Genomic DNA, 14,458 nt, shown 5'->3' with positions numbered 1-14,458 from the left:
AACTATAGTGAAAACGTGGCAATCGCAGAGGAAACTCAGCCTGTTGCGACAAGACTGGACGATTCTCCGTCCATATGCCAGCACGATACCGGAAGAGAGAAAATGGGCCGTTTCGCAGTCATGACGCTAACCGACAAAGCAGCTGATCGCGTCCGCGAGATCATCGCATCGCGGGATGGCGCCCTGGGTATCCGGGTAGGCGTGAAAAAGGGCGGCTGCGCCGGGATGGAATATACCATCGATCTCGTCACCGAAGCCAAGGCTGGCGACGATGTCATCGAAAAGGATGGTGCGAGGGTTTACATCGCGCCGGAGGCCGTTCTTTTCCTGCTCGGCACCCAGATGGACTTCGAGGTGACGACCCTGCGCACGGGTTTTGTCTTCAACAATCCGAACCAGACCTCGGCTTGCGGATGCGGTGAGTCTGTTGAAATCAAAGCCGCCTCTCCGGAAAGCCTGCGCCAGATGCAGGGCGCAGCCTGACGCCAGACAAAGGTCCGCCTGCCGATGGATGACGAAGTTCTCCGCGATCTGTTGCAGGACTTTGGTCCCGTCACCATCCGCCGCATGTTCGGCGGCAAGGGCATCTATCATCAGGGCCTGATTTTTGCGCTCGTTGTTCGCGACGAGCTGCTCTTCAAGGCTGACGAAGCAACCATTCCTCAATTTATTGACGCTGGCGCGACCCAGTGGACCTACGAAGGACGCAAAGGCGGCGAACCTGTCGCCATGCCCTACTGGAGCGTGCCAAGTGAAGCTTTCGATGATCCGGAAGTGATGACGCGCTGGGCCCGCCTCGCCTATGACGCGGCCTTGCGAAGCGAAAAAACCAAGCCCAAAAAGAAATCGGCTGCAAAGCGCTCGCTTGCAGCCGATTGAACATTCTCAGTTTTCTTCCGTCAGATTCCGGTGGGAATCAGCATGAAGGCAGGAATATCGTTGCCGAAGCCAACAGGCGAAGGACCGTCATCGTCACGATCACGACGGCGCTTCTGTTCGTGCTGCGGCTTGCCGCGGCGCTCGTCATTGGAAGCGCGGATCGCATCGCGGCGGTCACTGGTTTCAATGACCGGCTGGGGCTGCTCGGCAGGATCAACGATTTCCGCAGGCTTGGCCTTCGCCTTGTCCTTCGGCTTTTCCTTGCCCTTGGCGTCCTTGCCTTTGCCGCGCGCATTCTTGCCCTTGCGCGGATCGTCCGCCTCGTCGGAGGCCGGCAGGGTGGACAGATCACCGTCCAGCCATTCGATCTTTTCACCGATCATGTCTTCGATAGCAGCCAGATATTTCGTATCCGAAGGCGTCACGATGGTGAAGGCCTTGCCGGAACGGCCCGCGCGACCGGTGCGGCCGATGCGGTGAACATAGTCTTCCGAATGGATCGGAATATCAAAATTGAAAACGTGGCTCACATCAGGAATATCGAGACCACGGGCAGCCACGTCGGACGCGACCAGCAACTGCAATTTGCCGTCCTTGAAATTGGACAGCATGGTCATGCGCGCGCGCTGATCCATGTCCCCATGCAGGGCTCCGGCGTTGAATTCATGCCGCGTCAGCGAGCGGAACAGCTCCGATACGTCCTTCTTGCGGTTGCAGAAGATAATTGCGTTCTTGAGCGTATCGCCTTCGGCGCGGATGAGATCGCGCAGCACCGCGCGCTTGTCCCAATCCTTCTTGGTGGATTTCACTAGGCGCTGGGTGACGGTCTTGGCCGTCGATGAAGCCTTTGCGACCTCGACGCGCGTGGGAGAATGCAGGAACTGTTCGGTCAACTTGGTGATTTCCGGCGGCATGGTGGCCGAGAAGAAAAGCGTCTGACGCGTGAACGGGATGAGCTTGCAGATGCGCTCGATGTCTGGAATGAAGCCCATGTCGAGCATGCGGTCGGCTTCATCGATGACGAGAATTTCGACACCGGTCAGGAGCAGCTTGCCGCGCTCGAAATGGTCGAGCAGGCGGCCAGGTGTCGCGATGAGGACGTCCGCACCGCGCTCCAGCTTGCGTTCCTGGTCATCGAATGAAACGCCACCAATCAGAAGAGCCACATTCAGCCGCTGATTGATGCCGTATTTGGCGAAGTTTTCCTCGACCTGCGCGGCGAGTTCACGGGTCGGCTCCAGAATGAGCGTGCGAGGCATGCGCGCCCGCGCCCGGCCCTTTTCCAGAAGCGTCAGCATGGGAAGCACGAAAGAGGCCGTCTTTCCGGTTCCCGTCTGCGCGATGCCCAGAACATCCTTGCGTTCAAGGGCTGGAGGAATGGCCCCTGCCTGAATGGGTGTAGGCGCAGTATAACCCGCCGCTTCAACAGCGGCGAGCACTTTCGGGGAAAGACCGAGTTCGGCAAATGTCGTCAATGGAGGCGCAGCTCTCTGGTTTGGAAATGGTTTCCACCCATCCTGTCATTGCAGCCGCGTCATCGGGCGCAGGAACCAAGGCAGAATAAGGCGTCTGCAACGCAATATGCGTTTTCTTGCAGCATCGCCTACGTCTACAGCGTGCAAAAGTCAACTAAAATACCATCGAAAGATATCAAATTGCTTCAATCATGCTGCAACAATCGAAATCAACGTCGAACATGAACAAATTTATTCAAATTATCAAAAGCTAAAAAGCAATCGGCACTGCTCAGGTCGCGCGCCCTTTTCCTGCCAGAGCTAATGTCTGAACTGTTCCGTCAGGATGCGCTCATCCCCATGAATGATTGCGATCGAAAAGAATGGCGACCTGGCTGTTCGGCGCTTCCCGCACCGTGACGGAGCGAACCGACTTGACTTCATTATTGTCCGCGACTGCGTTGACGGGACGCTTTTCGGTTTCCAGCAGATCCATACGAACGGTCACATGCTTGGGCAGCAGCGCCCCGCCCCACCGACGCGGGCGAAACGGGCTTACCGGGGTCAACGCCAGAAGCGGCGCCTCAAGCGGCAGGATAGGGCCTTGCGCCGAGAGATTGTAGGCGGTGGAGCCTGCTGGCGTCGCGACCATCACACCATCACAAACAAGTTCATCGAGCCGCACCTTGCCATCGATCGTTATCCTGATCTTGGCGGCCTGATAGGACTGGCGGAACAGGGAAACTTCGTTGATCGCCAATGCTTCGAACGATTGTCCGGATTCCGTTTCTGCGACCATGACAAGCGGGCGAATGGTTTCCATCTGAGCGGCCAGAATACGGGCTGGCAGGTCGTCCACGCTGAACTCGTTCATGAGAAAGCCGACTGACCCGCGATTCATGCCATAGATCGGAGTGCCGCTGCTCATGAAGTCGCGCAAGGCTTGCAACATGGTTCCATCACCGCCAAGCGCGACAATGATGTCGGCATCTTCCGCCGCCACATGGCCGTAGCGAGCCACCAAATCCTTTTGTGCGAGCAGTGATTCTTCGGTTCCTGATGACAGAAAATGCAGCGCGAGCGATTTATCTTCCATGTTTACAGTCCCGAATCCGGCCCAACTCTGACAAGTTTGCCACTGTTTTCTCAACCCGCTATTGGCTATCACATGAAAAACCCGGTTGCCATGACCTGCTTGCGACGAATTTTCGTTTTACAGTCGCTGCATTTGTGCTAATCGGGCGCAAGTGCCCTTATAGCTCAGTTGGTAGAGCACCTGATTTGTAATCAGGGGGTCGGGAGTTCGAGTCTCTCTGGGGGCACCAAAAAAATCTCAATAAATTCAGTATATTGAGTAATTCGACGGTCCCAGATTTCTTAAAATCTATGTCGCATTGTGCTGCAACTACGTGCAAGCAATTACAATGACTTAAATTGGCTCGGCTACTGGATGCGACATGACATGCAATTTAAGAATAGCAAACATGGGACGAGCGGCCGAAGTTTGGACACGATCGTTACTTTGGGAGTTTCCCATACTATGGCCTCGCCCCAAATTTGAACTACCCGACAATCGGGTTATGTCGCTACCGACGTTCATAGTTGAATGCCAAATTTTTCAGCAATGACGGTCGCTGAAAATGTAGCGGGGTCGATATAGATTTCGTTCCAACATCGTACGAAACTCGTATGAGGTGCATCCATAACCCAACCCTATCCGGAGATTCTGCTGACTTGACCGCCTCTAAAGCCTCTGCCAATTATTCCGAGAAATAGGGGGCAAAGATGAAGCGATTAGTTCTTATTTCGTACATAACCGCGGTATTAACTGCGACCTCTGCCGCTGCAGACACTGAGGCGGAAAGAGATGAATTCTGCAAGGCTTTGGGTTCATTAGCGACCAGCATCATGAAGCACCGGCAGAACAACACGCCAATGAGCGACCTGATGAAAAAGCCAGCAGATGCATCGATTTCTAAAATCAGCCGCGCAATAATCATGGATGCATATGAGCAGCCCGCTTACGTTTCAGAAGAAGGCCAACAGCGAGCAATTGGTACGTTCCGCAACAAGGTCGAATTGGAATGTTACAAAGCCGGTAACTGATTCCATAAGTAAGGGAGGATGAATGAGGTGAGTGCTGGGGCGGCTTCAGATCGATGGAAAGAAGAAAGAGCCAAAACGCAGGAACTGCTCGGCAAGATCCTAATGTTGTGGGGCGATATAATGGGCCTTGTCTATCGCCTGCCGGAAGCACTTGGCTTTTCTAACCCTGAAGCTATCCAGCTCGGACTTGCCCAGATCAACGGCGACGCCTCACGAGTGGCCTATCTCTCCAAACTTCTCAAGCATGAACCAAAATTGGCTGATGTGGACGCGCAGCGCAGCGCCGATGCTCTCGCAGCGCTTTCAAAATTAAAAAAAATGAACGACAGGCGGGACGGTTTTGTCCATGGTGTACCCGTGCTTACAATGAAAAGGCATCGAGATACGAGAGAAATAATTCGCGATGGTTGCTATCTCATCCAGACGAGAGAGTTGGATGAGAAAAATCGTTATCTCAAAGTACCTGAAGCAGCAGAGACATTCATTGCTGAACTCGAGGCGATACACGAGCAGTTGCTTCGCGTCACATCTCCGCTGCTTTTTGAAGACTGGGAACGGATTTTGGGAACGCAACCCTAAATCGCCACTTCCATTGTCACCTTCAGGCCATGATTGATCACGATCTGCTGCCTGCAAATCATCATTCGCATAAGTCCTCACCGTTATCATTACAGCGCGCCGCAAGGCGGAGTGTTCATTGTGGAACATCCTCCACATCTGGCCACATTTCTGATTTTTGGATTCGAGTGCGCCTTCGCTTCGAGCTTGATTACTGCCGGTTACACAAGGTCTCCGTGCAGGATTTCTGCGCAATTTCGCTTACTTAATTCTGCCCAACTTTAACCATAGTAATACTGAATATTTCTTTATTATATTTCCATTCCATAAAATATTTACATATATCTATAATAGAGATTTATAATGGAAAAAGTTAGTATTATTATTGCGACTATTACGCGCAATAGACCAAGAATGCTTGCAAATCTTTATTTGTCTTTATGCGATATGAGCTTTCCGGATTCTTTAAAAATCGAATTTCTGGTTGTCGAGAATAATACGGTGAACTGCCCCCCATTTCGACCGGACAGTCGGCATAAGCAGAAAGGCTCAAGCACAGGCTTGGGTATAGGCTTATGTCTAACGAGTATCGACACGTTGAATTGCTGACGGGTGATGTTCGCCGCAGGCGGTGGACAACCGAGCAAAAGCTGACAATCATTGAGCAGAGTTTCGAACCAGGCGAGACGGTATCGTCCACCGCTCGCCGCCATGGCGTCGCGCCCAATCTGCTTTATCGGTGGCGCAGGCTCTTGAGCGAGGGAGGTGCTGCAGCTGTGGATTCTGACGAGCCGGTGGTCGGCAATTCGGAAGTGAAGAAGCTGGAAGATCGCGTCCGCGAGCTGGAGCGCATGCTCGGCCGCAAGACGATGGAGGTCGAAATCCTTCGGGAAGCCTTGTCCAAAGCAGACTCAAAAAAACGGATATCGCGGCCGATCTTGTTGCCGAAGGACGGTTCGCGATGAAGGCCGTCGCAGACACGCTGGGCGTATCCCGTTCCAACCTCAACGAGCGGCTGAAAGGCAGATCGAAGCCGCGCGGCTCCTATCACAAGGCCGAGGATGCAGAGCTTTTGCCCATCATTCGCAGGCTGGTAGATCAAAGGCCAACCTATGGCTATCGGCGGATCGCCGCGCTCCTCAATCGCGAAAGGCGAGCCGCCGATAAGCCTGTCATCAACGCCAAACGGGTCCATCGCATCATGGGCAACCACGCCATGCTGCTGGAAAAGCACACAGCCGTTCGCAAGGGCCGCCTCCACGATGGCAAGGTCATGGTCATGCGCTCCAACCTGCGCTGGTGCTCGGATGGGCTGGAGTTCACCTGCTGGAACGGCGAGGTCATCCGTCTCGCCTTCATCATCGACGCCTTCGACCGCGAGATCATTGCCTGGACGGCGGTCGCCAACGCGGGCATCTCCGGCTCAGACGTGCGCGACATGATGCTGGAGGCGGTCGAGAAACGCTTCAATGGAACCAGAGCCCCACATGCAATCGAGCATCTCTCGGACAACGGCTCTGCTTACACCGCGAGGGACACGAGGCTGTTTGCGCAAGCACTCAATCTGACACCCTGCTTCACGCCGGTCGCCAGCCCGCAGTCGAACGGCATGTCGGAGGCCTTCGTCAAAACCCTGAAGCGGGATTATATTCGCATCGCAGCACTACCGGACGCAGAAACAGCGCTCCAGTTCATCGACGGATGGATCGAGGACTATAATGAAATCCATCCACATTCCGCGCTCAAGATGGCTTCCCCTCGGCAGTTCATCAGGGCTAAATCAAACTAGCCGACCTGTCCGGTGAAATGGGGAGCACTCCATACGGTCAGCACCTTGGATGGCTGGCTGGCCGAAATGAGGCTGAAAATTTACCCATACCCGGTGCTTTATTTGCTCGAAACACGCATCGGCATTTCGTCTGCACGTAATCGCGCCCTTGAATTTGCTGAACAGGCGGGAGCGGATTTTCTTGTTTTTGTAGACGATGACGAGACTGTCGCAACCGATTGGCTGAAGCAACTGCTGGCCGAGCAGCAGCGCATGAATCTCGATATCCTTGGCTCGCCGGTACGGCCAAGGCCGTTCAATCCGCAACTGAGTATCTGGCAAAACCTGATCTGGTCCGGCGTTGAGAAGAACAGCGTCAAAGCTGAACTGCGTGCGCGTCAGAAGTGGCAGGAAAACAAGGCCGACGCCATCAAGGTTGCAACCGGCAGCTGGATGGGAAGGCTCGACTTCTTTCGAAGAACGGGGTTACGGTTTGATTCGCAATTGGGTCTGACGGGCGGAGAAGACTGGAACCTGTGGCTTAAAGCCAAAAAACTTGGCGCCAGGACCGGCTGGGCGCCCGACGCGATTGTCTATGAAACCGTTCCCTGCTGCCGGATTAGCTTTTCTTACCATTTCCGTAGGAACAGGGACCATAATGCCAGCGAGTTCGCACTCCAATACAGAATGAACCGCTGGCGGGCAATAAAGCAGTTCCCAGTCAGGTTTCTTAGCCGATTATGGAAACTGCTGAGTGCAACCTTTACCCTGCCCTTCAAGGGTGGACAGGGACTGGTTTCATTCGCTACGGCATTGGGAGGCGTTGCCGGGCTGCTTCAGGCATGCTGGGGCAAGCAATCCCTGCATTATTCGAAGACAACCGGCTTTTGAAAGCGTTCCTCCCGGAGCCGGCTCTCGACTTCGGGAGGAAGACAGACTGATTTCAGTACCAGCCGACGGCTACCTGTGCCTCTTCGGACATACGGTCCGCGGTCCATGGCGGATCGAACGTCATGGTGACTTCTACCATTGACACACCTTCGACCGCGCCGACGGCATTCTCGACCCAGCCGGGCATCTCGCCCGCCACAGGGCAGCCGGGAGCCGTCAGCGTCATCTCGATCTTCACGGTGCGATCATCTTCGATGTCGATCTTGTAGACGAGGCCCAGCTCGTAGATATCGGCTGGAATCTCCGGATCATAGACCGTTTTCAAGGCCGCAATGATGTCATCCGTCATGCGCAGGAGTTCTTCCTGCGGGATGGCGGAGGCAGAAAAGGCGGTTCGATCCTCAGTTTTCTGTTCCATGTCGGTCATCCGAAAAACTTCCTTGCCTTTTCCAAGGCTTCCGCCAATGCATCCACTTCAGCGCGGGTATTGTACAGGGCGAAGGATGCACGGCATGTAGATGTAACGCCGAAGCGTTTCAAGAGCGGCTGCGCGCAATGCGTTCCTGCACGCACCGCGACCCCTGCCCGGTCGATCACCATCGACACGTCATGCGCATGAATTCCTTCAAGCGCAAACGAGATGATGGCTCCCTTGCCCGGCGCATTGCCAAAAATGCGCAAGCTGTTGATGCGTCCAAGCTGTTCGTGGGCGTAATCACGCAAGTCCTCCTCATGAGCGAGGATCGCGTGACGGCCGATCTTTTCCATATATTCAAGTGCTGCGCCAAGACCGATAGCCTGAACAATCGGAGGCGTGCCTGCCTCGAAACGGTGCGGCGGATGATTATAGGTGACGTATTCTTCCGTCACCTCTTCGATCATTTCACCGCCGCCCTGGAAAGGACGCATCTTCTCGAGCATTTCCGACCGGCCATAGAGCACACCAATGCCGGATGGGCCGTAAACCTTATGGCCGGTAAAGACATACCAATCGCAGCCGAGATCCTGCACGTCGACAGGCAGGTGCACAGCGCCCTGGCTGCCATCGACCAGAACGGGAATACCGCGCGCATGGGCGAGTTCCACGATCTTTTTGATCGGCGTAACCGTGCCAAGCGCATTCGACATATGCGTGATCGCGACGAGCCTGGTGCGTTCCGTCAGGCGTTTCTCGAATTCTTCGATGTGGAAGGTGCCTTCGTCGTCCACCGGCGCGAATACGAGCTTCGCCCCCTGTCTTTCGCGAATGAAATGCCACGGAACGATGTTGGAGTGATGCTCCATGATCGACAGCAGAATTTCATCACCCTCGCTGATATTCGGCATGCCATAGCCATAGGCGACCGTGTTGATCGCCTCGGTCGCGTTTTTCGTGAAGACGATTTCGTCAACCGAACCGGCGTTCAGGAAGCGGCGCACCGTCTCACGCGATTTTTCATAGGCATCGGTTGCCGCATTCGACAAAAAATGCAGCCCGCGATGAACATTGGCATATTCGTTGGAATAAGCGTGAGCAACCGCGTCGATGACGCTCTGTGGCTTCTGCGCCGATGCGCCATTGTCGAGATAGACGAGCGGCTTGCCGTGCACTTCGCGCGAAAGGATCGGAAAATCCCGGCGGATGGCTTCGACGTCATAGCGCGCTAAAAGCGGATTCTTATGGTCCATGATCGTTCCTCTTGCCGTTTCGGCAGGAAAAGGCGGAGCGCATATTCACACGCTCCGCCTCAATCAATCAGGCATGGCTGGCGAGCCAGTTGGACAGCACTTCTTCCAGTGCCTCAACCAGCGTTTCGTCTTCCAGCTCTTCGATAATCTCGGCGATGAACGCCTTGATCAGCAGGCCACGAGCCTCGTTTTCCGGAATGCCTCGGGCCATCAGGTAAAACAGATAGTCCTTCGACAATTCGGTAACCGTCGCACCATGGCCGCAGGCCACGTCATCGGCAAAGATTTCGAGTTCCGGCTTGGCATCGAACTCGCCTTCATCCGACAGCAGCAGCGTGTTGCAGGCCATGCGGGCGTCGGTCTTCTGGGCGATCTGCGCAACGCGGATCATCCCCTGGAAAACGCCACGCGCGCGGTCCTTGACCACATTGCGGACGATCTCGGTCGAACGGGTGTTCTCCACAAGATGGCCGACCGTCATGGTCACGTCGGTATGGCTGTCGTCAGCCAGCAGATTGAGGCCGCGCAATTCGAAGTCGGAATCTTCTCCGGCCACGTTGACGTGCACTTCCTGACGCACGAGCTTGCCGCCCGCATTGATGATGTAAAGCGTCAGGCGGGAACCCTTGCCCATGGTCGCATTGAACTGCGAGAGCTGCGTTGCCTGACCGAAATCTCGCAGGATAACCCAGAGAATTTCGGCGCCATCGCCAACGGTTACATGGTTGACAGAAGTGGAGAAGGCATCGCCCTCGCCGCCGTTCTGGCGTTCCACGATCGTGGCCTTGACATTGGCACCAATGCGAACCGGGAAACGTGTGTGTCCCTGTCCGGCCTTCTGGATATTCTGGAGTTCCAGCGGAGCTTCCAGTTCGGTGCCATCTGCAATCGAAACCATCCAGCCATCGCTGACATAGGCAGCGTTGATCTGGCCAATCGTATCGTCGAAGCCCCGTGACCGGAGCTGGGTGACGAGCGAGCCGTCAGCCAGTGCTTCGCGGACCGGCGTCAGCGACACGCCTTGGGGTGCATTCGCAGCAAGAGCAACGCCGTTGCTCGCAGCGACAATCGACGAACCGGCGATCAGCGCGGGCAATGCCTGCGTTCCCGCGGAGGTATCGAAGGGCGCCACGCCTTTCAGAAGCGTACGGAAATCGGTGTAGTGCCAGCTTTCGACGCGACGGGACGGAATGCCGTTTTCCTTGAGCGATTCAAGGGCCGCATCACGTGCAACGACAACGTCGCCATTGCCCGGCAGGTCGCCCATGCGGTCGGCAAAGCTGTCGATCAGCGCAGTTTCAGCCGGCGTTCGCGGCTTGGCAGCCGGGGCGGTCTGGATATTCATGATCCATCCCTCCTCAGGCAGCTTCGCCGATTACGTCGGCATAACCATTTTCTTCAAGATGCAACGCAAGGCTCTTGTCACCGGACTTGATGACCTGGCCCTTGTACAGAACGTGCACGCTGTCCGGAACGATATGCTCGAGCAGGCGCTGATAGTGCGTAATGACGACCACGGCGCGATCTGGCGAACGCAGCGCGTTCACGCCTTCCGAAACGATCTTCAGCGCATCGATGTCGAGACCTGAATCGGTTTCGTCGAGGACGCAAAGACTTGGCTCCAGAAGCTGCATCTGCAGAATTTCAGCGCGCTTCTTTTCGCCGCCCGAGAAGCCAACGTTAAGCGGGCGCTTGAGCATGTTCATGTCGATGTTGAGGCCGCCAGCGGCGTCCTTCACGCGCTTGATGAATTCAGGAATCTTCAGTTCCGGCTCGCCACGCGCCTTGCGCTGGCTGTTCATCGCAACCTTCAGGAATTCCATCGTGGCAACGCCCGGAATTTCCATCGGGTACTGGAAAGCCAGGAAGATGCCCTTGGCGGCGCGTTCGGCCGGGTCGAGCTCGAGGATCGACTCGCCGTTATAGAGAATGTCGCCTTCCGTCACTTCATAGTCCTCGCGACCGGCGAGGATATAGGAAAGCGTGGACTTGCCCGAACCGTTCGGACCCATGATCGCAGCAACTTCACCCTTGTTCACGGTGAGGTTCAGGCCACGGATGATCTCTGTATCCGTGTCGGCGATCTTTGCATGGAGGTTCTTGATCTCAAGCATGAATGTAAACCTTGTTCTAATGCCAGGAAAAGGCTGGCCAGAAAATCTGATGCGAGATGGAATGGGCGCGTCGGTTAACCGACGCTGCCCTCAAGCGAAATGCCGATAAGCTTCTGGGCTTCGACGGCGAATTCCATCGGCAGTTCCTGAATGACTTCCTTCACGAAGCCATTGACGATGAGAGCGATTGCCTCCTCTTCCGGAATGCCGCGCTGCATCACATAGAACAGCTGGTCTTCCGAAATCTTGGAGGTGGTTGCCTCGTGTTCGAACTGCGCCGTGGCGTTTTTCGCCTCGATATACGGCACCGTATGCGCGCCGCAATCATTGCCGATCAGGAGCGAGTCGCACTGGGTAAAGTTACGGGCATTCTCAGCCTTGCGATGGGCCGAAACCTGTCCGCGATAGGTGTTGTTCGACTTGCCGGCCGAAATACCCTTGGAGATGATGCGGCTCGACGTGTTCTTGCCGAGGTGCAGCATCTTGGTGCCGGAGTCTATCTGCTGATGGCCGTTGGAAACGGCAATCGAATAGAACTCGCCGCGCGAATTGTCGCCACGCAGAATGCAGGACGGATATTTCCACGTGATTGCGGAACCGGTTTCTACCTGGGTCCACGAAATCTTGGAATTATCGCCCCGGCAATCGCCACGCTTGGTAACGAAGTTGTAGATGCCGCCCTTGCCATCCTTGTCGCCGGGGAACCAGTTCTGGACCGTCGAGTACTTGATTTCGGCGTTTTCGAGCGCAATCAGCTCAACGACAGCCGCGTGCAGCTGGTTTTCGTCGCGCTGAGGTGCGGTGCAACCTTCGAGATAAGAAACATACGCGCCTTCATCGGCGATGATGAGCGTCCGTTCGAACTGACCGGTGTTCTTTTCGTTGATGCGGAAATAGGTCGAAAGCTCCATCGGGCAGCGAACGCCCTTCGGAACATAGACAAACGAACCGTCCGTGAAGACAGCCGAATTCAGCGTTGCATAATAGTTGTCCGAAACGGGAACCACAGAAGCCAGATACTTCTGCACCAGTTCGGGATGCTCGCGGATCGCTTCGGAAATCGAGCAGAAAATCACGCCAGCCTTGGCGAGTTCTTCCTTGAAGGTCGTGACGACCGAAACGCTGTCGAACACGGCATCAACGGCCACACGGCCCGACGCATAGACATTATCGGACGGATTGCCGTCGATTTCGCTCGGCTCGCCCTGCTTACGCACGCCAGCAAGAATTTCCTGCTCGCGCAGCGGAATACCAAGCTTTTCATAGGTCTTCAGCAGTTCCGGATCGACTTCATCGAGCGACTTCGGACCGGACTGGTTTTTCGGCGCCGCATAGTAATATGCGTCCTGGAAATCGATCTTCGGGTAATCGACACGAGCCCAGGTCGGCTCTTCCATGGTGAGCCAGCGTTCATAGGCCTTCAAACGCCATTCCAGCATCCATTCCGGCTCGTTTTTCTTGGCGGAAATGAAGCGGATGATATCTTCGTTAAGGCCCTTGGGGGCCTTCTCAGCTTCGATCGTCGTCTCGAAGCCATACTTGTACTGGTCCACGTCAAGGCCGCGGACCTGATCAATGGTCTCCTGCACTGCAGGCATCGGCGTTCTCCATCCTCGTCGGGGTCAAGGCCCGACAGTTGCAAACGTCAAGGCGATAATAGTCTTGATTACCGTCTCGATATAGTGTGCGTGGCCCTTCTTTAAAACCTCTCTAAACTGAATTTCAAGCGCCGGGTGCAAATTTGCCCGAAAAAATGCCGATTAAAACAATCAACTTATTAAAACACCCCGGGAAACGGCGCTTGCAGGTAACATACGTTTCCGGGGCGGAACTTCAATTTCGGCTTGGGGTCAGGCTCTTTTCGCGCGGCGCTCGACAATTTTGCGGAACACTTCGAGAAACGCATCGACCTGATCGGGCGTTGCCGTCGGCTCCAGTGAGACGCGGATCGCCCCAAGACTGTCTCCGTATCCCATTGCCGACAGCACATGACTGGGACCGACTTTGCCAGACGAGCAGGCCGAACCCGCTGAAAGAGCGACCCCGCCAAGATCAAATGCGATCTGCACGGTTTCGGCCTTCTGTCCTTCAAGGGAAAAGAATGTCGTGTTCGGCAGTCTATCGACCGATTGGCCATAGATCACCGCGTCTGGAGCAATTGCGGTCAGCCCTGCTTCCAGCCTGTCCCGCATTGCCGGAGACCAGCCATCCCCGTCCAGCCGCGCTTTGGCGACATCAGCCGCAGCCCCGAAACCGGCGATCAGCGGCAGGGCTTCGGTTCCTGCTCTATGCCCCTTCTCCTGCCCCCCACCGCGAACAAGCGCGCGCGGCATCATGAGATCGGAAATGGCAATGATGGCACCGACACCTTTCGGCCCGCCGATCTTGTGTGAGGAGATTATGAGATAATCACCGCAATTAACTGAAATGTCTAATTTAATGCGTCCCGCAGCTTGCACGGCATCGACAACGTAAATACCGCCAGCAGCTTTCACGATAGCGGCGATTTCCGCAACCGGCTGGATGATCCCCGTTTCATTATTGGCAGCCTGTATCGCCACGAGCGGCAGCCCGGCGCTTTTGTCGTGACGGCCGAGGGCAGCCTTCAGGGAATCAAGCTCCACGATGCCGCTTGCGTCGACCGGCAGCAGCGTGACGTCCTGCGGGGCAAACTGGCCACCGGACAGCATGCATGGGTGCTCCGTCCCGCTCACATAGAGATGCGACAGGCGGACCGGCGACCGCCCCATCATGTAGTGCGGCGTCAGCAGCGTCGAAGCGGCTTCTGTTGCACCTGATGTAAAGAAAACATGGTCCGGCCTGGCATTGATGAGCGCGGCAACGCTGCGACGCGCTGCTTCAACGAGCGCGCGTGCGGCCCGGCCTTCACGATGCACGGAGGATGGATTTCCGGTAATGCCGAGTGCGTTGACGACCGCATCCCGTGCCTCTTCAAGCAACGGAGCACTGGCATTATAGTCCAGATAGAGCCTCTTGCCGCTCCCGTTCACTGTACCTAT

General features: G+C 55.7%; 13 protein-coding genes, 1 tRNA gene and 1 pseudogene. 7 read left to right on the top strand and 8 right to left on the bottom strand.

What is annotated here, in order from left to right; all coding sequences use genetic code 11:
* The first annotated feature begins 102 nt into the window (after window positions 1-102).
* A complete protein-coding gene (gene sufA, locus OINT_RS05165) occupies window positions 103-483 on the top strand; it encodes a Fe-S cluster assembly scaffold SufA (RefSeq protein ID WP_006472150.1) in 381 nt (126 codons plus the stop codon).
* 24 nt (window positions 484-507) lie between these two features.
* A complete protein-coding gene (locus OINT_RS05160) occupies window positions 508-879 on the top strand; it encodes a TfoX/Sxy family protein (protein ID WP_006466719.1) in 372 nt (123 codons plus the stop codon).
* 20 nt (window positions 880-899) lie between these two features.
* Here OINT_RS05160 and OINT_RS05155 read toward each other — a convergent pair whose 3' ends face one another.
* Together OINT_RS05155 and OINT_RS05150 are read right to left on the bottom strand one after the other, a co-directional pair.
* Window positions 900-2,354, bottom strand: coding sequence for a DEAD/DEAH box helicase (locus OINT_RS05155; RefSeq protein WP_006466717.1), 1,455 nt, complete (start codon window positions 2,352-2,354; stop codon window positions 900-902).
* 300 nt (window positions 2,355-2,654) lie between these two features.
* Window positions 2,655-3,429, bottom strand: a pseudogene (locus tag OINT_RS05150) (NAD kinase).
* 153 nt (window positions 3,430-3,582) lie between these two features.
* Here OINT_RS05150 and OINT_RS05145 point away from each other — a divergent pair.
* From OINT_RS05145 to OINT_RS05120, 5 genes are all read left to right on the top strand, one after another.
* Window positions 3,583-3,658 (top strand) — tRNA-Thr (locus OINT_RS05145).
* Window positions 3,659-4,118: 460 nt separating this feature from the next.
* A complete protein-coding gene (locus OINT_RS05140) occupies window positions 4,119-4,439 on the top strand; it encodes a hypothetical protein (RefSeq protein WP_006466715.1) in 321 nt (106 codons plus the stop codon).
* A 27-nt stretch (window positions 4,440-4,466) separates the two neighbouring features.
* Window positions 4,467-5,018 (top strand): hypothetical protein, encoded by a 552-nt coding sequence (locus OINT_RS05135; protein WP_039852549.1) that lies wholly within the window; start codon window positions 4,467-4,469, stop codon window positions 5,016-5,018.
* 554 nt (window positions 5,019-5,572) lie between these two features.
* A protein-coding gene (locus OINT_RS05125; protein WP_115168607.1) for an IS3 family transposase occupies window positions 5,573-6,786 on the top strand; the annotation gives its coding sequence in 2 pieces (ribosomal slippage) (window positions 5,573-5,909 and window positions 5,909-6,786; 1,215 coding nt in all).
* A 66-nt stretch (window positions 6,787-6,852) separates the two neighbouring features.
* Window positions 6,853-7,656: a glycosyltransferase family 2 protein gene (locus OINT_RS05120; protein ID WP_412766473.1), complete on the top strand. Its 804-nt coding sequence runs from the start codon at window positions 6,853-6,855 to the stop codon at window positions 7,654-7,656.
* A 52-nt stretch (window positions 7,657-7,708) separates the two neighbouring features.
* Here OINT_RS05120 and OINT_RS05115 read toward each other — a convergent pair whose 3' ends face one another.
* The 6 genes from OINT_RS05115 to OINT_RS05090 all read right to left on the bottom strand — a co-directional run bounded on the left by OINT_RS05115 (window position 7,709) and on the right by OINT_RS05090 (window position 14,449).
* Window positions 7,709-8,083, bottom strand: a complete 375-nt coding sequence (locus OINT_RS05115) for an SUF system Fe-S cluster assembly protein (RefSeq protein ID WP_006466712.1) — start codon at window positions 8,081-8,083, stop codon at window positions 7,709-7,711.
* Window positions 8,080-9,324, bottom strand: a complete 1,245-nt coding sequence (locus OINT_RS05110; RefSeq protein ID WP_006466711.1) for a cysteine desulfurase — start codon at window positions 9,322-9,324, stop codon at window positions 8,080-8,082. Before OINT_RS05110 ends, OINT_RS05115 begins: the two co-directional genes overlap by 4 nt.
* Window positions 9,325-9,391: 67 nt before the next feature.
* Window positions 9,392-10,669 carry a Fe-S cluster assembly protein SufD gene (gene sufD / locus OINT_RS05105; protein ID WP_006466710.1) on the bottom strand — a complete coding sequence of 426 codons (1,278 nt, stop codon included), beginning with the start codon at window positions 10,667-10,669 and terminating at the stop codon, window positions 9,392-9,394.
* A 13-nt stretch (window positions 10,670-10,682) separates the two neighbouring features.
* The gene (sufC, locus tag OINT_RS05100; RefSeq protein ID WP_006466709.1) at window positions 10,683-11,438 is read right to left on the bottom strand and encodes a Fe-S cluster assembly ATPase SufC; all 756 of its coding nucleotides are present in this window, start codon (window positions 11,436-11,438) and stop codon (window positions 10,683-10,685) included.
* Window positions 11,439-11,512: 74 nt separating this feature from the next.
* Window positions 11,513-13,036, bottom strand: coding sequence for a Fe-S cluster assembly protein SufB (sufB, locus tag OINT_RS05095; protein WP_006466708.1), 1,524 nt, complete (start codon window positions 13,034-13,036; stop codon window positions 11,513-11,515).
* A gap of 252 nt (window positions 13,037-13,288) precedes the next feature.
* A complete protein-coding gene (locus tag OINT_RS05090; RefSeq protein WP_006466707.1) occupies window positions 13,289-14,449 on the bottom strand; it encodes a cysteine desulfurase family protein in 1,161 nt (386 codons plus the stop codon).
* Window positions 14,450-14,458 lie beyond the last annotated feature (9 nt).

This window comes from Brucella intermedia LMG 3301 (assembly GCF_000182645.1).
Taxonomy (GTDB): Bacteria; Pseudomonadota; Alphaproteobacteria; order Rhizobiales; family Rhizobiaceae; genus Brucella; species Brucella intermedia.
The sequence above is the reverse complement of the archived record's forward strand: the minus strand, read 5'-3'. Positions and strand labels throughout refer to the sequence as shown.